Source organism: Mycobacterium sp. 1423905.2 (assembly GCF_001673155.1).
Taxonomy (GTDB): Bacteria; Actinomycetota; Actinomycetes; order Mycobacteriales; family Mycobacteriaceae; genus Mycobacterium.
This window is the reverse complement of the sequence record NZ_LZLE01000160.1, coordinates 21271-42010: the sequence shown is the minus strand read 5'-3', so window position 1 is coordinate 42010 and position 20740 is coordinate 21271. Positions and strand designations below refer to the sequence as shown.

20 protein-coding genes are annotated in these 20740 nt (G+C 66.2%); 9 read left to right on the top strand and 11 right to left on the bottom strand.

Translation table 11 applies throughout. The features are described 5' to 3' along the window. On the bottom strand, nucleotides 1-723 hold a 723-nt coding region (locus A9W95_RS09175; RefSeq protein ID WP_156746088.1), incomplete at its 3' end, for an alpha-(1->3)-arabinofuranosyltransferase family protein. Between the two features lie 55 nt (nucleotides 724-778). Then, nucleotides 779-952, bottom strand: a complete 174-nt coding sequence (locus A9W95_RS09170) for a DUF2613 domain-containing protein (protein WP_023369784.1) — start codon at nucleotides 950-952, stop codon at nucleotides 779-781. Between the two features lie 107 nt (nucleotides 953-1059). Here A9W95_RS09170 and A9W95_RS09165 point away from each other — a divergent pair, with 107 nt between their 5' ends. From A9W95_RS09165 to A9W95_RS09155, 3 genes are all read left to right on the top strand, one after another. After that, nucleotides 1060-2238, top strand: a complete 1179-nt coding sequence (locus A9W95_RS09165) for a glycoside hydrolase family 3 N-terminal domain-containing protein (protein WP_067411092.1) — start codon at nucleotides 1060-1062, stop codon at nucleotides 2236-2238. Between the two features lie 67 nt (nucleotides 2239-2305). Further along, a complete protein-coding gene (locus A9W95_RS09160) occupies nucleotides 2306-2932 on the top strand; it encodes a TetR/AcrR family transcriptional regulator (RefSeq protein ID WP_067411089.1) in 627 nt (208 codons plus the stop codon). 9 nt (nucleotides 2933-2941) lie between these two features. Further along, nucleotides 2942-4186: a chloride channel protein gene (locus A9W95_RS09155; protein WP_067411086.1), complete on the top strand. Its 1245-nt coding sequence runs from the start codon at nucleotides 2942-2944 to the stop codon at nucleotides 4184-4186. Here A9W95_RS09155 and A9W95_RS09150 read toward each other — a convergent pair. Together A9W95_RS09150 and A9W95_RS09145 are read right to left on the bottom strand one after the other, a co-directional pair. Continuing rightward, on the bottom strand, nucleotides 4181-5026 hold the full coding sequence (locus A9W95_RS09150; protein ID WP_067411084.1) for a MaoC/PaaZ C-terminal domain-containing protein: 846 nt from the start codon (nucleotides 5024-5026) through the stop codon (nucleotides 4181-4183). The two genes, A9W95_RS09155 and A9W95_RS09150, sit on opposite strands and share 6 nt — an antisense overlap. A 5-nt stretch (nucleotides 5027-5031) precedes the next feature. After that, complete coding sequence (locus A9W95_RS09145; protein ID WP_067411110.1) at nucleotides 5032-6396, bottom strand: 3-oxoacyl-ACP reductase; 1365 nt, start codon at nucleotides 6394-6396, stop codon at nucleotides 5032-5034. A 140-nt stretch (nucleotides 6397-6536) separates the two neighbouring features. On the opposite strand from A9W95_RS09145, the gene A9W95_RS09140 reads away from it, so the two are divergent. After that, nucleotides 6537-7883, top strand: a complete 1347-nt coding sequence (locus A9W95_RS09140; RefSeq protein ID WP_067411081.1) for an acetyl-CoA C-acetyltransferase — start codon at nucleotides 6537-6539, stop codon at nucleotides 7881-7883. A 365-nt stretch (nucleotides 7884-8248) separates the two neighbouring features. On the opposite strand, the gene A9W95_RS09135 is transcribed toward A9W95_RS09140, so the two are convergent. Further along, on the bottom strand, nucleotides 8249-10084 hold the full coding sequence (locus A9W95_RS09135; protein ID WP_067411078.1) for an acyl-CoA dehydrogenase: 1836 nt from the start codon (nucleotides 10082-10084) through the stop codon (nucleotides 8249-8251). 202 nt (nucleotides 10085-10286) lie between these two features. On the opposite strand from A9W95_RS09135, the gene A9W95_RS09130 reads away from it, so the two are divergent. Both A9W95_RS09130 and A9W95_RS09125 read left to right on the top strand, forming a co-directional pair. After that, the gene (locus tag A9W95_RS09130) at nucleotides 10287-11288 is read left to right on the top strand and encodes an isopenicillin N synthase family oxygenase (protein ID WP_067411107.1); all 1002 of its coding nucleotides are present in this window, start codon (nucleotides 10287-10289) and stop codon (nucleotides 11286-11288) included. Between the two features lie 39 nt (nucleotides 11289-11327). After that, complete coding sequence (locus tag A9W95_RS09125) at nucleotides 11328-11816, top strand: flavin reductase family protein (protein ID WP_067411076.1); 489 nt, start codon at nucleotides 11328-11330, stop codon at nucleotides 11814-11816. Nucleotides 11817-11819: 3 nt separating this feature from the next. Here the strand turns inward: A9W95_RS09125 and A9W95_RS09120 are convergent, their stop codons facing one another. From A9W95_RS09120 to A9W95_RS09105, 4 genes are all read right to left on the bottom strand, one after another. Then, nucleotides 11820-12566 (bottom strand): succinate dehydrogenase/fumarate reductase iron-sulfur subunit, encoded by a 747-nt coding sequence (locus tag A9W95_RS09120; protein ID WP_067411073.1) that lies wholly within the window; start codon nucleotides 12564-12566, stop codon nucleotides 11820-11822. Then, nucleotides 12566-14482 carry a fumarate reductase/succinate dehydrogenase flavoprotein subunit gene (locus A9W95_RS09115; RefSeq protein ID WP_067411070.1) on the bottom strand — a complete coding sequence of 639 codons (1917 nt, stop codon included), beginning with the start codon at nucleotides 14480-14482 and terminating at the stop codon, nucleotides 12566-12568. Before A9W95_RS09115 ends, A9W95_RS09120 begins: the two co-directional genes overlap by 1 nt. Before the next feature lie 39 nt (nucleotides 14483-14521). Then, nucleotides 14522-15346, bottom strand: a complete 825-nt coding sequence (locus A9W95_RS09110) for a hypothetical protein (RefSeq protein ID WP_067411068.1) — start codon at nucleotides 15344-15346, stop codon at nucleotides 14522-14524. A 78-nt stretch (nucleotides 15347-15424) separates the two neighbouring features. Beyond that, nucleotides 15425-15721, bottom strand: a complete 297-nt coding sequence (locus A9W95_RS09105) for a hypothetical protein (protein WP_067411065.1) — start codon at nucleotides 15719-15721, stop codon at nucleotides 15425-15427. 116 nt (nucleotides 15722-15837) lie between these two features. Between A9W95_RS09105 and A9W95_RS09100 the strand changes: the two genes are divergently transcribed. Then, on the top strand, nucleotides 15838-16608 hold the full coding sequence (locus A9W95_RS09100) for an isocitrate lyase/phosphoenolpyruvate mutase family protein (protein ID WP_067411062.1): 771 nt from the start codon (nucleotides 15838-15840) through the stop codon (nucleotides 16606-16608). Nucleotides 16609-16657: 49 nt separating this feature from the next. On the opposite strand, the gene A9W95_RS09095 is transcribed toward A9W95_RS09100, so the two are convergent. After that, the gene (locus A9W95_RS09095) at nucleotides 16658-17095 is read right to left on the bottom strand and encodes an Hsp20/alpha crystallin family protein (protein ID WP_067411060.1); all 438 of its coding nucleotides are present in this window, start codon (nucleotides 17093-17095) and stop codon (nucleotides 16658-16660) included. A 216-nt stretch (nucleotides 17096-17311) separates the two neighbouring features. Here A9W95_RS09095 and nirB point away from each other — a divergent pair, with 216 nt between their 5' ends. Continuing rightward, entirely contained in the window at nucleotides 17312-19864 is a 2553-nt protein-coding gene (gene nirB / locus A9W95_RS09090) for a nitrite reductase large subunit NirB (RefSeq protein WP_082982983.1), read from the top strand. A 25-nt stretch (nucleotides 19865-19889) separates the two neighbouring features. Further along, entirely contained in the window at nucleotides 19890-20246 is a 357-nt protein-coding gene (gene nirD, locus A9W95_RS09085; protein ID WP_067411057.1) for a nitrite reductase small subunit NirD, read from the top strand. 13 nt (nucleotides 20247-20259) lie between these two features. On the opposite strand, the gene A9W95_RS09080 is transcribed toward nirD, so the two are convergent. Beyond that, complete coding sequence (locus A9W95_RS09080) at nucleotides 20260-20709, bottom strand: hypothetical protein (protein ID WP_067411054.1); 450 nt, start codon at nucleotides 20707-20709, stop codon at nucleotides 20260-20262. Between the last annotated feature and the right edge of the window lie 31 nt (nucleotides 20710-20740).

Here is a 20740-nt window from a genome sequence, read left to right as displayed (position 1 = left end):
ATCCAGAAACGGCGGACTGACCCCGCGCAGCATGGCCAACGCCACCACCCACCACAGCACCGCCAACGTCAACGCCAGCAGCCACCACGCGGTGTACCGCCACCACCGCCGATTCGGCTGGTGACACGCCCACCAGATCACCGCGGGCAAACAACCCGCCAGCGTCGCGATGGCGTTGACCGCACCCATCAACGCCACGGCCAATCCGGCCTGGCCGGCCAGGGCGCGCACCGACCGGTCCGTCGTCCCGCGCAGCGCGAGAATCGTCGGCAGCAGCACCCACGGCGCCAGCATCATCGGCAAGGTCTCCGACGAGATCGAACCCAGCGTGGTGAGCACCCGCGGCGACAACGCGAACGCCGCCGCGCCCAGCACCCGCGACGACGGGCTGCCGATGCCCAGCGCTTCGGCGACCCGCAACAGCCCCCAGAATCCGACCGTCAGCAGCAACGCCCACCACAGCCGCTGGGTGACCCAGCCCGGCAGGCCCAGCGCGTGACCGACCAGGAAAAAGGTGCCGTGCGGAAACAGGTAGCCGTAGGCCTGATTCTGCGACTGGCCGAACGGCAGGTCGCTGCTCCACAGATTGGTCGCGCGGGCCAGGAAGCGCAGCGGGTTGGCGGTCAGGTCGAGCTTGGTGTCGGGGGAGATCTGTCCGGGCGACTGGGCGAACGTCAGGACCAGCGCGACGGCGGAGACCAGCAGCAACCACCGCCGAGACAGCGGCGCTACCCACGCATTCGATGCCGTTTCCGCGGGAGATTCCCGCGTTGTCGGACTAGCTACGGTTGCCGTACTCGACCCGGTTAAGCACTGACGACGACGGATCGCCCCCGGGGAGTGGCGGCTTCGTGTCCTGTTGCACCATCAAGGTGATTCCGAAGATCGCGGCCGCGCCAAGCAACAGACCAACCACCACGCTCGCTGCGGCGGGAGCGACGATCCGGTTCATAGCGCCAACCTAGCAGAAGACCCCCTCGCCGCTTCCCGACGCGATAAGCGCGCGGCAGCCAACGCCCCGGATCGGCTGGCCGGCCGTTCCCGTGCAAGCATGTCCGGATGCCGTCTCCGCGCACCTTGGCGCTGCTCGCCGCCGCATCGGTGCTGATCGCAGGGTGCAGCCACGGCGGCACCCGGCCCGGCGCCTCCTCGACCGGGTCCAGCCCGTCGCCCACCACGCCGGCCCCCGCGGCCGCCCCGGCGCCGACGGTGTGCGCCGATCCGACGGCCGTTCCGGCGGCCATCCCCAATCTGCGGGACAAGCTGGCGCAGTTGCTCATGGTCGGCGTGCGCGACGCCGCCGACGCCAAGGCCGTCGTCAACGACTTCCACGTCGGCGGCATCCTGATAGGCAGCGACACCGACCTGTCGATGTTGCCCGGCCCGCTGTCCGACATCGCCCGCGGCGCAGGTCCGCTGCCATTGGCGGTCGGCGTCGACGAAGAGGGCGGCCGGGTGTCACGGTTGCGGTCGTTGCTCAACGGCAGGGGGCCCACGCCCCGTGAGCTCAGCCAGACTCAAACCCCGCCCCAGGTGCACGACCTGGCCCTACAGCGCGGCCGGCAGATGAAGAACCTGGGCATCACCGTCGACTTCGCCCCCGTGGTCGACGTCACCGACGCCCCGGCCGACAGCGTGATCGGGGACCGGTCGTTCGGCTCGAATCCAGACACCGTCACCGCCTACGCCGGTGCCTACGCGCAGGGGCTGCGCGAAGCCGGCGTGCTGCCGGTGCTCAAACACTTCCCCGGCCATGGTCACGGGTCCGGCGACTCGCACACCGGTGGAGTCAGCACCCCGCCGCTGAGCGATCTGGTGGCCGACGACCTGGTGCCCTACCGGACCCTGGTCACCCAGCCGCCGGTCGCGGTGATGATCGGTCACATGGAGGTGCCCGGACTCACCGGTAGCGATCCGGCCAGCCTGAGCAAGGCCGCGGTCGACTTACTGCGCACCGGAACCGGCTACGGCGGGCCGGCATTCGACGGCCCGGTGTTCAGCGACGACCTGTCCAGCATGGCCGCCATCTCCGACCGGTTCGGGGTCACCGAGGCGGTGCTGCGCACCCTGCAGGCCGGCACCGACATCGCCTTGTGGGTCACCACCAAAGAGGTTCCTGCCGTGTTGGACCGGCTGGAGCAGGCCGTCAACGCCGGGGATCTGCCGGCGCCGGCCGTCGACGCGTCGCTGGTCCGGGTGGCCAGGATGAAGAACGTCAGCCCCACGTGCGGCCGCTAGCGCGTGTGCCCGGAAGGCGCATTGCTTACCCTGGAGTCAGCTGAACGGGGAGAGAGGCGCACCGACCATGGCAGGTGGTAGCAAGCGATTACCGCGTGCCGTGCGCGAGCAGCAGATGCTCGACGCCGCCGTGCAGATGTTCTCGGTCAACGGCTATCACGAGACGTCGATGGACACGATCGCGGCGGCCGCGCAGATCTCCAAGCCGATGCTGTATCTCTACTACGGCTCCAAAGAGGATCTGTTCGGCGCCTGCCTGAATCGGGAAATGACCCGGTTCATCGACGCGATCCGCGCCGACATCGACTTCAACGACAGCCCACAAGAGATGCTGCGCAACACGATCGGTTCGTTCTTGCGCTACATCGACGAGAACCGCGCGTCGTGGATCGTGATGTACACCCAGGCCACCAGCTCCCAGGCGTTCGCCGCGACGGTGCGTGAAGGCCGCGAGCAGATCATCGAACTGGTGGCGGGGCTGGTCCGAGCCGGCACCCGCAGCCCCCGCCCCGATGCCGAGAACGAAATGATGGCCGTGGCACTCGTGGGCGCCGGTGAGGCGATCGCCAACCGGCTGAGCACCGGTGACACCGACGTCGACGAGGCCGCCGGACTGATGATCAACTTGTTCTGGCGCGGTCTGAAGGGTGCACCGGCCGATCGGGATCTAGGACCCAACGTCGCGACAGGCTAGATTCGTGCGGTGGCCGGATCGCCCGCCTCCCGCAATCTCGACTTCTTCTGCGCGGTAATCGTCGCCGGATTGCTGGCCGGGGTCGCCGGACTGTCGACGACCGCGGTGCTGCGCTTGGTCGAACACCTCACGTACCACTACACTTTCGGCCCGCTGCTGGATGGCATCACCGGCAGCAGCCCGGTGCGCCGGGCCGTCGGCCCGATGATCGGCGGGGCGCTGGCCGGGCTGGGCTGGTGGCTGTTGCGTCGCCGCGCCGACGTCCCTCCCTTGGCGGCGACCATCGCTCGTCGGCAACGTATCCCGCGGGTGTCGTGGAGTCTGGACGCCGTGCTGCAGGTGGTGCTGGTGGGCTCGGGTGCGTCGTTGGGTCGGGAAGGCGCCCCGCGCCAATTGGCCGCCGCCCTAGCCGATTTCGCGACAGGTTGGCTCAAGCGGATGTCACCCGCCGACCGCGAGGTTTTACTCGCCTGCGCGGCCGGAGCCGGTCTGGGCGCCGTCTATGCGGTGCCCCTGGGCGGCGCGCTGTTCACGCTGCGGATCATGCTGCACACCTGGCAACCCCGCGCGGTCGGTGCGGCGCTGCTCAGCTCGAGCCTGGCCGTCGCCGTCGGCTCCCCGCTCACCCACGACCGTCCCGAATTGGATTGGCCCAGCGTCGAATCGACCTATTTGCTCACCGCGCACGGGTTGCTGCTGGCCCCGTTGGCCTTCGCGGCCGGGTGGGCGTTCCACCGCGTCATGGCGGCCGCCCAGCCCAAGCGGCTGGTGCGCAGTTGGCTGTTGGTGCCCGCGCTGGCCGGCGCCGGGCTAGTGACCGGCGTGTGCTCGCATTGGTGGCCCGAATTGCCCGGCAACGGCAAGAGCATTTTGTCGGTCAGCCTGGCCAGCGGCATGACGTTGTCGGCGGCCGCGGTAATACTGGTCCTCAAACCGCTTCTGACGGCGCTGTTTCTGCGCGCCGGGGGTGCGGGGGGCATGCTCACCCCGTCACTGGCCACCGGTGCGGCGGCCGGATCGTTGTTGATCCTGACCGTCAACGCCGTCGCGGGCACTCACCTGCACGTGGCCGCGGTGTCGCTGGCCGGGGCCGCCGGAGTGCTTGCGGTGACGCAAGGTTCACCTCTGTGGGCGGCCTTGTTCGTCTGGGAGCTGGCCCGGCCGCCGGTTTGGCTGTTGCTCGTCTTCGCTGTCACCGCCGCTGCGGCACACGGGCTTCAGACGTTCACCCAGCGGCGCGCGCGGACGCTATAGCGGGCTGACCGTTCCGGTCAGGTGCGGGTATCCCTTGGCGGCGTGGCGCAGCGCGATCTCCCAATTCCCACCGCCCTTTTCCTCCACGTACAGGCCCGCCGACGCCGGCAACACCACCGGTTTGGCGAACCGCACCGAGTACCGCACCGCGTCCGGGAAGCGGGCCTCGATATTGGCCAATACCGCTGCAGCGCTGAACATTCCGTGGGCGATGACGGTCGGGAAGCCGAACAGTTTCGCGGCCACCGGGTTGGTGTGAATCGGGTTGTGGTCGCCGCTGACCGAGGCGTAGCGCCGGATGCGGGCCGGGGTGATCTTCAGCAGAGTGCTCGGTGGAGGCAGCTTGGGTTGTTTCGCCGGCGGCGGTTTGGGCTCGTCGGACAGGCTGGTGCGCTGCTGGTGCAGGAAGGTGGTCACTTGATGCCAGGCGGTGTCATTGCCGACGTTGACATCGGTGACCAGGTCGACGAGCAGGCCCTTGCGATGCTCGCGCAGGTTCTCGGCATGCACCTTGACGCCGACGGTGTCGGTGACCTTGATCGGCCGGTACTGGGTGATGTGGTTTTCCATGTGAACCGAACCCATTGCGGCGAAAGGGAAGTCGAACCCGGTCACCAGTGACATCATGGTCGGAAAGGTCAACGCGAATGGGTAGGTCAGCGGCACGTCGTTGCCGAAGCGCAGACCGGTGACCGCCGCATACGCCGCCACATTCGACTGGTCGATGGGCAATTCCTCGACGCTGACCGTCCGGTTGGGCAGCTTGTCGTTGCGGGGCACCACGGGAAGCGCCCCGGCCGCCGCGCGCAGCATATTGCGCAAGCCGCTGGGTTGGTTCATTACGATCACGCGCCCATCATGGCTTGGCCGCACACCCGGATGACGTTGCCGGTGACGGCATTCGACGCCGGGCTGGCCAGGTAGGCGATGGTCTCGGCGACGTCGACCGGTTGGCCGCCCTGCAGTAGCGAGTTCAGCCTGCGGCCGACCTCGCGGGTGGCCAGCGGGATGGCGGCGGTCATCTGGGTCTCGATGAATCCCGGCGCGACGGCGTTGATGGTGATGCCCTTTTCGCCGAGCACCGGCGCCAACGCCTGGGTCAGGCCGATCATCCCGGCCTTGGTGGTGGCGTAGTTGGTCTGACCGCGGTTGCCGGAGATACCGGCCATCGACGACAGGCCGATCACCCGGCCGCCTTCGCCGATGGTGCCGTTGTCGACCAGGCCTTCGGTGAGCCGTTGCGGGGCAAGCAGGTTCACGGCCAGGACGGAGTCCCAGCGGGCGTCGTCCATGTTGACCAGCAGCTTGTCGCGAGTGATGCCGGCGTTGTTGACCAGGATGTCGGCCCGGCCGCCGTGGTGGTCGCGCAGGTGCTCGGTGATCTTGTCGACGGCGTCCGCCGCGGTGACATCCAGCCACAGCGGGGTGCCGCCGACGTTGCTGGCGGTCTCGGCCAGCGCCTCTTCGGCGGACTCCACGTCGATGGCCACCACTCGGGCGCCGTCGCGGGCGAAGACCTTGGCGATCGTCGCGCCGATACCGCGGGCGGCGCCGGTCACGATGGCGACCTTGCCGTCCAGCGGACGGTCCCAGTCGGCCGGTGGTGTGGAGTCGGCCGCGCCCACGTGGAACACCTGGCCGTCGACGTACGCCGACTTGCCCGACAGGATGAACCGCATCGTCGATTCCAGGCCGGTGGCGGCCGGTTTGGCTTCCGGTGACAGGTACACCAGCGAGACGGTGCTGCCGTTGCGCAGTTCCTTGGCCAGGGAGCGGGTGAAGCCTTCCAGCGCGCGCTGGGCAATGCGCTCGTCGGCGCTGCCGGCCGCTTCGGGGGTGGTTCCCACCACCACCACCCGCGCGCACCGGGTGAGGTTGCGCAGCAGGGGAGTGAAGAACTCGTGCAGGCCCTTGAGCTCGGCCGGCGTCGTGATGCCGGTGGCGTCGTAGACCAGGCCAGCGAACGTGTCGGCCCACCGGCCGCCCAGGTTGTTGCCGACCAGGTCGTAGTCCCCATCCAGAGCTGTGCGCAGCGGTTCGACGACTCTGCCCTCTCCGCCGATCAGCAGCGACCCGGCCAGCGGCGGGTCACCGGGGTTGTACCGGCGCAGCGGTTCGGGCTTGGGTACGCCGAGTTGCTTGGCCAGGAACGATCCGGGGCCGGAGTTCACCACCTGCGAGAACAGATCGGGCGAGGTCTTGGGGGCCACTGAGCTGCCTTCCATGTCGAGCGGGCCGGGGGAGGGGCACGTACCGGGGACGAACTTACTTCAGAGTAAGGACAGTGGGTAATATTGCCGTCAAGACGGGTACCCCAAACCGACCCCTACCACCGACTACGGAGACAAACGTGGCCCCTGCAAGTTCTGCGCCGAACGCCCAAGCTTCTCAGACGGGTTCCAACGGCAGACGTCGGGTAGCCGTGCTCGGCGGCAACCGGATTCCGTTCGGCCGATCCGACCGCGCCTACGCCGAAGCGTCCAACCAAGACATGTTCACCGCCGCACTCGCCGGCCTGATCGACCGATTCGGGCTGTCCGGTGAGCGATTGGGCGCGGTGATCGGCGGCGCCGTGCTCAAGCACAGCCGTGACTTCAACCTGGTGCGCGAGTGCGTGCTGGGTTCGGCCCTGTCCTCTTACACCCCGGCGTTCGACATTCAGCAAGCCTGCGGCACCGGCCTGCAGGCCGCGATCGCCGCGGCCGACGGCATTGCCGGGGGCCGCTACGAGGTAGCCGCCGCCGGTGGTGTGGACACCACCTCCGACGCGCCGATCGGGCTGGGCGAGGACCTGCGCCGGACGCTGCTCAAGCTGCGCCGGGCGAAGTCCAACGTCGAGCGGCTCAAGCTGGTCGGCACCCTGCCCGCCAACCTGGGCCTGGACATTCCGGCCAACAGCGAGCCGCGGACCGGGCTGTCGATGGGTGAGCACGCCGCCATCACTGCCAAGCAGATGGGCATCAAGCGCGTCGATCAGGACGAGCTCGCGGTGGCCAGCCACCACAACATGGCGGCTGCCTACGACCGGGGCTTCTTCGACGACCTGGTGACGCCGTTCCTGGGCGTCTATCGCGATGACAACCTGCGCCCCGACGCCAGCGTGGAGAAACTGGCCAAGCTCAAGCCCGTCTTCGGCGTCAAGAACGGCGATGCCACGATGACCGCGGGCAACTCCACACCGCTGACTGACGGCGCGTCGGTGGCGCTGCTGTCCACCGAAGAGTGGGCGGCCGAGCATTCCCTGACCCCGTTGGCCTACTTCGTGGACGCCGAGACCGCCGCGGTGGACTACGTCAACGGCGCCGACGGCCTGCTGATGGCCCCCACCTACGCGGTGCCGCGGCTGTTGGCGCGTAACGGGCTCAACCTGCAGGACTTCGACTTCTACGAGATCCACGAAGCCTTTGCGTCGGTGGTGCTGGCCCACCTGCAAGCCTGGGAATCCGAGGAGTACTGCAAGGAGCGGCTGGGCTTAGACGCCGCGCTGGGCTCGATCGATCGCTCCAAGCTCAACGTCAACGGGTCGTCGCTGGCTGCGGGGCATCCGTTCGCGGCCACCGGTGGGCGGATCCTGGCCCAGCTGGCCAAGCAGATCGCCGAGAAGAAGGCCCAGCAGAACGACGGCACAACGGTGCGCGGATTGATCTCCATCTGCGCGGCCGGGGGTCAAGGCGTGGCGGCCATCCTGGAGGCCTGAGTTCCGCCGAATAACGCCGATGGAGTTCGCCGGCGGTGGTTTGTGACGCGGGCTTGTGGGTACCCGTTGGCACGGATAGCCCCGTGTTGTGGTCTGACCCCCCGACCCCGACGGCAACGCGGGGCAATCCCTGGATCGACCGCCGGTCAGCGGAGACGGGCGAACGAAAAGGGCCGCCGCTGGAGTGAGGGGATCCAGCGGCGGTCTTTTTGGGACGCGCCACCATAGCGAGATCCCCCGCTTAGCCGGCGGGGGATTTTCGCACTCAAGGGACCGGTCAGATCTGGCGGCCTGGGTTCAGCGACGCGGCGCCGCAATACAGAAACCCCGCTTCCGGCGGGAAGCGGGGTTTCTGGTTTTGCCGTTTAGAACGCGGCCTCGTCGAGCTCCATGATGTCGTTGTCCAGCGTCTCGATCACCTCGCGAGTGCTGGTCAACAGCGGCAGGAAATTCTTCGCGAAGAAGGACGCCACCGCGACCTTGCCCTCGTAGAAGGACCGCTCGGCACCGGTGGCGCCGGCGTCCAGCGCTTCCACGGCCACCGCGGCCTGGCGCTGCAACAACCAGCCGATGACCAGGTCACCGACGCTCATCAAGAAGCGCACCGAACCCAGGCCCACCTTGTACAGGCTGGTGACGTCCTCCTGCGCGGCCATCAGGTAGCCGGTCAGGGTGGCCGCCATCGACTGGACGTCGGTGAGCGCCTTGGCCAGCAGCGCACGCTCGCTCTTCAGCCGCCCGTTGCCGGCCTCACTGTCGACGAACTCCTGGATCTGGCCGGACACGTGCGCCAGTGCCACACCCTTGTCCCGAACGATCTTGCGGAAGAAGAAGTCCTGCGCCTGGATGGCGGTGGTGCCTTCGTACAGCGAGTCGATCTTGGCGTCACGGATGTACTGCTCGATCGGGTAGTCCTGCAGGAAGCCCGAACCACCGAAGGTCTGCAGGCTTTCGGTCAGCTTGGCGTAAGCCTGCTCCGAGCCGACACCCTTGACCACCGGCAGCAGCAGGTCGTTGATCCTGACCGCCAGGCCGGGCTCGATTCCGTGCACCGCCTCGGCCACCGAGGTGTCCTGGAAGGTCGAGGTGTAGATGTACAGCGCGCGCAGACCCTCGGCGTAGGCCTTCTGGGTCATCAGCGAACGACGCACGTCCGGGTGGTGAGTAATGGTCACCCGCGGCGCGGTCTTGTCCGTCATCTGGGTCAGGTCGGCACCCTGCACACGCTCCTTGGCGTAGGCCAGCGCGTTGAGGTAACCGGTGGACAGCGTCGCGATCGCCTTGGTGCCCACCATCATCCGGGCCTGCTCAATGACCTCGAACATCTGCGCGATGCCGTTGTGCACCTCGCCGACCAACCAGCCCTTGGCCGGCACACCGTGCTGGCCGAAGGACAGCTCACAGGTGGCCGAAACCTTCAGGCCCATCTTGTGCTCGACATTGGTGACGAACACGCCGTTGCGCTCGCCCAGCTCGCCGCTCTCGAAGTCGAACAAGAACTTGGGCACGAAGAACAGCGACAGCCCCTTGGTACCGGGGCCGGCGCCCTCCGGGCGGGCCAGCACCAGGTGGAAGATGTTTTCGAACAGGTCGTCGGAGTCCGCAGAGGTGATGAACCGCTTGACCCCGTCGATGTGCCAGGAGCCGTCCTCTTGGCGAACGGCCTTGGTCCGGCCGGCGCCGACGTCCGAGCCGGCGTCCGGCTCGGTCAGCACCATGGTCGAACCCCACTGCCGCTCGGCGGCGAGCACCGCCCACTTCTTCTGCTCCTCGGTACCGAGGTGGTAGAGGATGTTGGCGAAGCCAGCGCCGCCGGCGTACATCCACACCGCCGGGTTGGCGCCGAGGATGTGCTCGTGCAGCGCCCAGACCAGCGCCTTGGGCATCGGCATGCCGCCCAGTGCCTCGTCGATTCCAGCCTTGTCCCAGCCGGCGTCCAGCACGGACTGGACCGACTTCTTGAAGGAGTCGGGCAGGCTCACCGAGTGGGTCTCGGGGTCGAACACCGGCGGGTTGCGGTCACCCTCGGTGAACGATTCCGCGATGGGACCTTCAGCCAGGCGGCTGACTTCGGAGAGCATTTCGCGGGCTGTGTCGACGTCCAGATCGCTGAACTCGCCAGCACCTAAGGCCTTGTCAACGCCCAACACTTCGAACAGGTTGAACACCTGGTCGCGGACGTTGCTCTTGTAGTGGCTCACTACGTTCCTCCTCGTTGAGAATGCCACTGACGGTTGGGTACTCGGGCTAAGTTACCCACCAGTAACACCGTTAAAATATACCGACCGGTAACTTCAACGCAAGTCAGTGTGAGCTATATTTCACTGTCTAACTAACCAACTGGTTGGGATAGTGCTGATCGCAGCCCTGGTATACCCGCTCACCTGCGACGATGATGAGGCAATGAGCAGTGTGCGCAGGGTCACGACGCTGCCCGTAGTAGACCTGCGTCACCCGCCAGGCGAACTGCGCGAAAGCCTTCGGACGGCCGCGCACCGGGTGGGATTTTGCTACCTCGTCGGACATGCGGTGTCACCAGAACTGATCGCCACAGTGCTCGACGCAGCCCGTCGGCTGTTCGCCTTGTCGCAAGCCGAGAAGGACGCGGTGGCGATGGTCCGCAGTCCCCACTTCCGGGGCTACACCCGGCTCGGTGGTGAGCTCACCCGCGGCGAAGTGGACTGGCGGGAGCAACTCGATATCGGGCCGGAGCGCCCGCCGATCGGCGGGCCCGGCCACTCCGACTACCTATGGCTGCAGGGGCCCAATCAATGGCCGGCGGCCCTGCCCGAGTTGCCGGGAATCATCACCGAGTGGGACGCGGCGCTTTCGGCAGTGTCTCGCACCCTGCTCGCCCACTGGGCGGCTTCGCTGGGCAGTCGTCCTGACATCTTCGAACCGGCCTTCGCCGGCACCCCGGCGACCCTGATCAAGATCATCCGGTATCCCGCCGCGGCCGCCAGCTCCCAGGGCGTGGGTGCGCACAAGGACGCCGGTGTCCTCACCCTGCTGCTGGCCGAGCCCGGCAGCAGGGGCCTGCAGGTGCGCCCGCGTGGCTCATCGGAATGGCTCGACGTGCTCCCGCTGGACGGCGCCTTCATCGTCAACATCGGCGAGCTGCTCGAGGTGGCCACGGGCGGCTACCTACGTGCGACCGAGCATCGGGTCGACCTGCGAAGCTCGTCGCGCGAGCGGATCTCCGTGGCGTACTTCTTCAACCCGCGCCTGGACGCGCGTCTGCCGGTGTTGTCCTTACCGCCCGAGTTGGCCGCCCGCGCTGTGCCGGCGCCGGATCCGTCGGACCCGATCTTTGCCGTCTATGGACGTAACGCGTGGAAGAGCAGGCTGCGCGCACACCCCGATGTGGCCCGCGCCCACGGATATGCGCCGGGTAATGTCGGGTAGGAGAATCCCGTTCTCGGCACAAGGGGCGAATGAAGTCCGGTGAATTCGAATAGCAATCTGACACCCTCGTCACTGCGTGAAGCCTTCGGTCACTTCCCCTCCGGGGTGGTGGCCATCGCCGCCGAAGTCAACGGCGTGCGGGAGGGCTTGGCGGCCAGCACCTTTGTGCCCGTTTCTCTGGACCCGCCACTGGTGTCTTTCTGCGTGCAGAACATCTCGACCACCTGGCCCAAGCTCAAGAGCGTGCCCATGCTGGGCATCAGCGTGCTCGGCGAGTCGCACGACGAGGCCGCGCGCACCTTGGCCGCCAAGACCGGCGACAGGTTCGCCGGCCTGGAGACGGTGTCGCGGGACAGCGGCGCGGTCTTCATCAAAGGGACCGGCTTATGGCTGGAAAGCGCGATCGAGCAACTGATCCCGGCCGGGGATCACACCATCGTCGTGTTACGGGTCAGCGAAGTAACGGTCGACGCCAACGTGGCGCCAATTGTGTTCCACCGCAGCGAATTCCGCCGCCTCGGCGTGTAGAACTCAGCGCCGGAACAGCTTGTTGCCCAACCACACAATCGGGTCGTACTTGCGGTCGACGACCCGTTCTTTCATGGGGATCAACGCATTGTCGGTGATCTTGATGTTCTCCGGGCATACCTCGGTACAACACTTGGTGATGTTGCAGTAGCCCAAACCGTGCTCGTCCTGGGCCTGGTTGCGGCGGTCCAGCGTGTCCAGGGGGTGCATGGACAGTTCGGCGATCCGCATCAGGAACCGCGGACCGGCGAATGCCTGCTTGTTCTCCTCGTGGTCCCGCACCACGTGGCAGACGTTCTGGCACAGGAAGCATTCAATGCACTTGCGGAACTCCTGCGAGCGCTGCACGTCCACCTGCGCCATGCGGTACTCACCCGGCTGCAGTTCCTTTGGCGGTGCGAAAGCCGGTATCTCCCGGGCTTTTTCGTAGTTGAACGAGACGTCGGTGACGAGATCGCGGATCACCGGAAAGGTCCGCATCGGGGTGACGGTGACGACTTCGTCTTCGGCGAAGGTCGACATGCGGGTCATGCACATCAGCCGGGGTTTGCCGTTGATTTCCGCCGAGCACGACCCGCACTTGCCCGCCTTGCAGTTCCAGCGCACCGCCAGGTCGGGCGCCTTGGTCTGTTGCAGACGGATGATGATGTCGAGCACCACCTCGCCCTCGTTGACCTCGACGGTGAATTCTTTGAGCTCACCGCCGTTCTGGTCGCCGCGCCACACGCGCATGCTCGCGTTGTAGGTCATCAGCCTCTCCGTCCTGGATGGTCGGCCAGCTCTTCGTCGGTGTAGTACTTCTCCAACTCCGCGATATCAAACGTTTCCAGAAGGTCCGGTCGCATCGGGACTTGTGACTGGTGCGTGATGGTGATGTGGGGGCCGTCCACGTCGGCGTTGTTCACCCGGCAGGCCAGCAGGGTCTTGCGCCAATTGGCGTCCATGCTCGGATGGTCGTCGCGGGTGTGCCCGCCGCGGCTCTCGGTGCGTTCCAGCGCGGCGCGCGCCACGCATTCGCTGACCAGCAGCATGTTGCGCAGGTCGATCGAGAGGTTCCAGCCCGGGTTGTACGGGCGGTCGCCGTCGACCTGGACGTTCTGATAGCGCTTCCACAGCTCGTCGAGCAAGGCCAGCGCCTTATTGATCTCGTCCTCTTTACGGATGATGCCGACCAGGTCATTCATCACCTGCTGCAGATCAAGCTGCAGCGCGTACGGGTTCTCCGGGGCCGAACCGTCCGTCGGGCCTTCGAACGCCTTGAGCGCCATCTTGGCCGCCGCGTCCACGGCCTCCTCGGACACGGCGGGACGGTTGTCGAGCGCGCGCACGTAGTCGGCGGCGCCCAGGCCGGCGCGCCGACCGAACACCAACAAGTCCGACAGGGAGTTACCGCCGAGCCGGTTGGAGCCGTGCATGCCTCCGGAGCACTCGCCGGCCGCGAAGAGCCCGGGCACGGTGGCCGCGCCGGTGTCGGCGTCGACCTCGACGCCGCCCATCACGTAGTGGCAGGTGGGACCGACTTCCATCGGCTCCTTGGTGATGTCCACTCCGGCCAGTTCCTTGAACTGGTGGTACATCGACGGCAACCGGCGGTTGATCTCCGCCGCGGTCAACCGCGAGGCAATGTCCAAGTAGACCCCGCCGTGCGGGGTGCCGCGGCCGGCCTTGACTTCGGAGTTGATGGCCCGCGCTACCTCGTCGCGAGGCAACAAGTCGGGGGTGCGGCGGGCGGAGTCGTTGTCTTTGAGCCACTCGTCGGCTTCTTGTTCGGTCTCGGCGTATTGGCCTTTGAACACCGGCGGGATGTACTCGAACATGAACCGCTTGCCGTCGGAGTTCTTCAGCACGCCGCCGTCACCGCGCACACCCTCGGTGACCAGAATCCCTTTGACACTGGGTGGCCAGACCATGCCGGTCGGGTGGAACTGGACGAACTCCATGTTGATCAGCGACGCCCCGGCGCGCAGCGCCAATGCGTGTCCGTCGCCGGTGTACTCCCAGGAGTTAGAGGTCACCTTGAACGACTTGCCGATTCCCCCGGTGGCGAGCACCACGGCCGGGGCCTCGAACAAGACGAATTTGCCGCTCACCCGCCAGTAACCGAACGCCCCGGAGATGGCATCACCGTCTTTGAGCAGCTCGGTGATCGCGCATTCGGCGAACACCTTGATCCGGGCCTCGTAGTCACCGAGTTCGGCGTAATCCTCCTGCTGCAGCGAGACGATCTTCTGCTGCATGGTGCGGATCAGCTCCAGGCCGGTGCGGTCCCCGACGTGCGCCAACCGGGGGTAGGTGTGCCCACCGAAGTTGCGCTGACTGATCTTGCCGTCTTTGGTGCGGTCGAACAGCGCGCCGTAGGTCTCCAGCTCCCAAACCCGGTCTGGGGCTTCCTTGGCGTGCAGTTCGGCCATCCGCCAGTTGTTCAGGAACTTCCCGCCCCGCATGGTGTCACCGAAGTGGGTCTTCCAGTTGTCTTTCGGGTTGGTGTTGCCCATCGCGGCCGCGCAGCCACCTTCGGCCATGACTGTGTGCGCCTTGCCGAACAGCGATTTGGACACCACGGCGACCTTGAGACCGCGTTCGCGCGCCTCGATGACCGCACGCAAACCAGCGCCGCCGGCGCCGATCACGACGACATCGTAGGAGTGCCGTTCGACCTCAACCATGAAACCTCGCTTGCTTAATCTTGCTGATACTCGGTTGGCCTACGCGCCAACAAATCTCAGGTCCGTGATGGTGCCGCTGGCGACCAGCATGACGTAGAAGTCGGTCAGCGACAGCGTGCCCAACGTGATCCACGCGAACATCATGTGCCGAGTGTTCAACTTGCTGACCTGGGTCCAAATCCAGTACCGCACCGGGTGTTTGGAGAAATGCTTGAGTCGCCCACCGGTCACGTGCCGGCAGGAGTGGCAGGACACCGTGTAGGCCCACAGCAACAGCACGTTGGCCACCAAAATGATGTTGCCCAAACCGAATCCGAAACCGGAGGGAGAGTGAAACGCCATGATCGCGTCATAGGTGTTGATCAGCGACACCACCGTCGCGAAGTAGAAGAAGTAACGGTGGCTGTTTTGAATGATCAACGGGAAGCGTGTCTCGCCGGTGTAGTGCTCGCGCGGCTCAGGGACCGCGCAGCCCGTCGGCGACTGCCACACCGACCGGTAGTAGGCCTTGCGGTAGTAGTAGCAGGTGATCCGGAAGCCGAGCAGGAACGGTAAAACCAGCGCTCCCAACGGAATCCACCACGGGAAGTGCCCGAACCAGACACCAAGGTGGCTTGCCCCCGGGGCGCACGAGGCGCTCACGCACGGTGAGTAAAACGGCGTCAAGTAGTGGTACTTGTCCACCCAGTAGGCGCTGCCCCAGAAGGCCCGGGTCGTTGCATAGACGATGAACGCCAACAACCCCAGGTTCGTTACTAGTGGTGGCCACCACCACGCGTCATCTCGGAGAGTCCGTTTGGGTATCTCGGCTCTCGTGGGTGAGAAGACGCCGGAGGCAGGACGGTTCGCCGCGGGTGCGCTCATCAAGTGTTCCTCTTCGAACAGGGCTGTCTGTCGAAGGGTACACAGCAGAAATGCCCCCTACTGAGGCGGGCGTCGCTGTCAGGCTCGGTTGTGACCTCCGACACCCTCGTCGTCGACGTCGCGCCAGAAGTCGCTGTCGTATTGGGTGTCTGGGATGGCGATCTTCTCGCCGGACTGGTGCACGGTCGCGCGAGCCAGGTCCAGTTCGCAGACGTCGCTGTCGAGCAACTGGATGTCACTGAGGATGCGATCGGCGTCGAGGACGATGCGACGCGTCGCCGGGTTGTCGCCGTACCGCGCCTTCAGTGAGGTCACGCACCGCCGCAGGCCGCCGATCAGGTCGTGCAGTTCGGCGAGTTCAGTCGTGGTGGACAAAGCATGCTCCCTGGGGCTGAAGGTGTTACGGATCACAGTACGCCCTCGATAGTATCCAGAGTCTCCGTCCACCGTCGGGCAACTCCGGATTGCCCCAGGCAGAAAGCGATGTCGGTATGTCTTCAGGGGCAGGTCAAGCAGCGGCCGCTCAACGTGCCCGAACCTTGCTCGAACTGCATCAGCCGGGCAATCCGGTGGTGCTTCCGACGGTATGGGACGCCTGGTCGGCCCGATTGGCGGCCGACGCCGGCTTCGCCGCCCTCACCGTGGGCAGTCACCCGATGGCCGACTCGATCGGCCGCAACGACAACGAGGGCATGTCGTTCGACGATGTCCTGACACGCGTTGCCCAGATCACCGCCGCCGTCGGTGTGCCGGTGTCGGTCGACATCGAATCCGGTTACGGGCTGCCGGCGCAACGGCTCATCGACGGGTTGTTGGAGGTCGGCGCCGTCGGCCTCAACATCGAAGACACCGTGCACTCCGAAGGCGGCCGGCTGCGGTCGTCGGCCGAACACGCCGAATTGGTCGGTGCCCTGCGCTCGGCCGCCGACGCGGCGGGTGTGCACGTGGTGATCAACGCGCGCACCGATCTGTTCCTCAACCAGGACGGTGAGGAGCCCGATCGCTTCGAGCGGGCCGTGGCGCGGCTGAAAGAAGCCGCCGCAGCCGGCGCCGACGTCTTGTACCCGGTGGCCCGTCACGACCCGGAAACGTTGCGGCGCTTGGCAGCTGCCTTGCCGCTGCCCGTCAACGCCATCGCCCTGCCGGACCAGGACGATCCGGCCACCTTCGCTGGGCTGGGTGTAGGGCGAATCAGTTTCGGGCCGTTCTGGCAATACGCACTGTCGGCGTATTCCAAAGAGCTGCTGGCGCGCTGGCGCTAACCGTCGAATCGGCGGGACCGGCGGGTCCCGCCGATTCGATGTCGTGGACTTACTTGGTGATGGCGATGCGCTGCGGCTGAGTGCCGGCGTACGCACCCGCGACGCGGACGGTCAGCACGCCGGCGTCATAGGAAGCCGAGACGGCCTCGCTGGTGACGTTGGCGGGCAGCTGGAACGACCGGCGGAAGGACCCGTAGCGGATCTCCCGTACTGTGCGTCCGTCCTGGTCTTCGGCGTGCTCGTCGCGATGTTCGCCGTGAATGACCAGGCGACCCCGGTCGACCTCGACGTTGACGTCCTTCTCCACGTCGACGCCGGGCAGCTCCAAGCGGACTACCGCGTCATCCCCGTCCTTGACGACCTCCGCGGCGGGAGTGAAACCGCTGGTCACCGGCTTGTACCAATCTAATGCAGCCGGACCGAAGAAGTCGCGCAGCCACCGATCGGTGTCCCATGCGGATCGTGTCCATAGGGCAAGGTTGCTCATGGATAACTCCTTACTCTTCGTTGTGAGTTAGCTGTGTCCGACGCTGTACGGGTCGGCTATTGGGTTAAACATGAGTTACCTACGCTTAAGTTCCACCAGCGATTTCGCCCAAAGCGAATGACGTCACACAGCGAATTTCCAGGTGTGATTTCAGCGTGATAAGCGCGTCACATTTCGCGTCATTTCCGGCAACATCGCGTTCGTAGTCTCGTCTGCATGCCTTCAGCCGGAACTTCCCGCACGCCGGAAGCGGTTCGCCGCGTCGTCGTGATCGGGCACGGCATGGTGGGTCACCGCTTCGTCGAGGCACTACGTGCCCGCGACACCGACGGGCGCTGGCAGATCACCGTGCTCGCCGAGGAAGCCGACGCCGCCTATGACCGTGTCGGCCTGACGTCCTACACCGAATCCTGGGACCGCGCCCTGCTGGCGCTGCCCGGCAACGACTACACCGGTGACCCGCAGGTGCGCTTGCTCCTCAACACTCGGGTCGTCGAAATCGACCGGACCGCAAAGAAGGTCGTCACCGCCGACGGTCAGCGGTACGACTATGACGCATTGGTGCTGGCCACCGGGTCCTACGCGTTCGTCCCGCCGGTGCCGGGTCACGACTTGCCCGGGTGCCACGTCTACCGCACCCTGGACGATCTCGACGCCATCCGTGCCGGCGCGCAGCGCGCGGTGCAAGCCGGCCGGGGCGCCGGCGGGGTCGTCATCGGCGGAGGCCTGCTGGGCTTGGAGGCCGCGAATGCCCTGCGGCAGTTCGGGTTGCCCACCCACGTGGTCGAGATGATGCCGCGCTTGATGGCCCAGCAGATCGACGAGGCCGGCGGCGCGTTGCTGGCCCGGATGATCTCCGAGCTCGGCATCAATGTGCACGTCGGCACGGGCACCGAAGCCATTGAATCGGTTCAGGATTCCGGGGCGCTGCGGGTGCGCCTCAGCGACGGCGAGGTGATCAACGCGGGCGTCGTCATCTTCGCCGCCGGCGTCCGCCCGCGCGACGAATTGGCACGCACTGCGGACCTGGCAATCGCCCAGCGCGGTGGTGTCCTTACCGACTTGGCTTGCCAGACCAGCGATCCCGCAATCTTCGCGATCGGCGAGGTCGCCGCGATCGACGGCCGGTGCTATGGCCTGGTCGGACCCGGGTACACCAGCGCCGAAGTGGTCGCCGACCGCCTGCTCGACGGTGTGGCCGAATTCGGTGAGGCCGACCTGTCGACCAAGCTCAAGCTGTTGGGTGTCGACGTCGCCAGCTTCGGTGATGCGATGGGCACTACCGAGAACTGCCTCGAAGTGGCCATCAACGACGCCGTCAACCGCACCTACGCCAAACTGGTGCTCTCCGACGACGCCAAGACCCTGCTCGGCGGTGTGCTGGTCGGTGACGCCTCCTCCTACGGGGTGTTGCGCCCCATGGTCGGCAGCGAGCTGCCCGGAGATCCGTTGACTCTCATCGCTCCTGCGCAATCCGGCGACGGCGCCGGTGCTCTGGGTGTTGGGGCGTTGCCCGATGCGGCGCAGATCTGTTCCTGCAACAACGTCACCAAGGGTGATTTGAAGTGCGCGATCGCCGACGGCTGCGGCGACGTGCCCTCGCTCAAGTCGTGCACGGCGGCCGGTACTTCCTGCGGGTCGTGCGTGCCGCTGCTCAAACAGCTGCTGGAAGCCGAGGGCGTCGAACAGTCCAAGGCGCTGTGCGAGCACTTCAGCCAGTCCAGGGCCGAGCTGTTCGAGATCATCTCGGCCACCGAGATCCGCACCTTCTCCGGTCTGCTGCAGCGCTTTGGTCGCGGAAAAGGTTGCGACATCTGCAAACCCGTCGTCGCGTCCATCCTCGCGTCCACCGGTTCCGAGCACATCCTGGAGGGCGAGCAAGCCGCACTGCAGGACTCCAACGATCACTTCCTGGCCAACATCCAGCGCAATGGCAGCTACTCGGTGGTGCCCCGGGTGCCGGGCGGTGACATCAAGCCGGAGCATCTGATTCTGATCGGCGAGATCGCCCAGGAATTCGGGCTGTACACCAAGATCACCGGCGGGCAGCGCATCGACATGTTCGGCGCGCGAGTGGACCAATTGCCGGCCATCTGGCAGCGGTTGGTCGACGGCGGCATGGAATCCGGCCATGCGTACGGTAAGGCGCTGCGCACCGTGAAAAGCTGCGTGGGCAGCGACTGGTGCCGCTACGGGCAACAGGATTCGGTGCAGCTGGCCATCGACTTGGAGATGCGCTATCGGGGCCTGCGGGCACCGCACAAGATCAAGCTGGGTGTTTCCGGGTGCGCGCGGGAGTGCGCCGAGGCGCGCGGCAAGGACGTCGGCGTGATCGCCACCGAAAAGGGCTGGAACCTCTACGTCGGCGGCAACGGCGGGATGACGCCCAAGCATGCCCAGCTGCTGGCCAGCGACCTCGACACCGAGACGCTGACCCGTTACATCGACCGGTTCCTCATGTACTACATCCGCACGGCCGATCGGCTGCAGCGCACCGCGCCGTGGGTGGAATCGCTGGGGCTCGACCACGTGCGCGAGGTCGTCTGCGACGACTCACTGGGCTTGGCCGAAGAATTCGAGGCCGCGATGGAACGGCATGTGGCCAATTACCAGTGCGAGTGGAAGGGCGTGCTGGACGACCCGGACAAGCTGTCACGGTTCGTGTCCTTCGTCAACGCCCCCGATGCCGTCGACCCGACCGTGACTTTCACCGAGCGATCCGGGCGCAAAGTCCCTGTGCCCATTGGCATTCCCCAAGTTCGTTCTTGAGCATTGCATTGATTAGGGAGGAATCATGACACTTCTCAACGACATTCAGGTGTGGACCACCGCCTGCGACTACGACCACCTCATTCCCGGGCGTGGCGTGGGGGTCTTGCTGGACGACGGCACCCAGGCCGCCCTGTTCCGGCTGGACGACGGCTCGGTGCACGCCGTCGGCAACGTCGACCCGTTCTCCGGTGCGGCGGTGCTGTCCCGCGGCATCGTCGGTGACCGCGGCGGGCGCGCCACGGTGCAGTCGCCAATCCTCAAACAAGCTTTCGCCCTGGACGACGGGTCCTGCCTCGACGACCCACGCGTGTCGGTTCCGGTGTATCCCGCGCGTGTCACGCCGGAGGGCCACATCCAGGTGGCCCGGGTGGCCGCCTAGGCCGACCTCCGGCCTAGTCGATCTTGCCGACGAGATAGCGCTGCATCGTCGGGCCGATCGCATCGACGACCGCTTCCACCGACATCGAGTGCAGCGGCTCTGAGCGCACCCCGTACCGCATGATGCCCAGGCCGACGAGCTGAGAGGCGCATAACGACGCCCGAACGGCGACCTTGTCGGCGCCCAGCATTTTCAACAGCGGATTGAAGATCGGCCCGATGAACATCGATTGAACAATTTCGGCGGTCTTGGCCAACCCGGTGGAGGCGATCGCGCTGGCCGCGAAGGGACCGCCGCCTGCGGCATCCCAGGTGGTGATGAGCAGGTACAGCGTCCGGCGCCCCACCTGGTTCACACTGCCGGTGACGATGCGGTCGATGAATTCCGGTGTGCCGAACGGCAAACGCAGCATTTTCGCTACATCGTCGAGAAATCCTCGCGAGGGCTCTTCCTTGCGGGCCATGGTGCCAGGAATACCCGGATGTCCGGCAAAG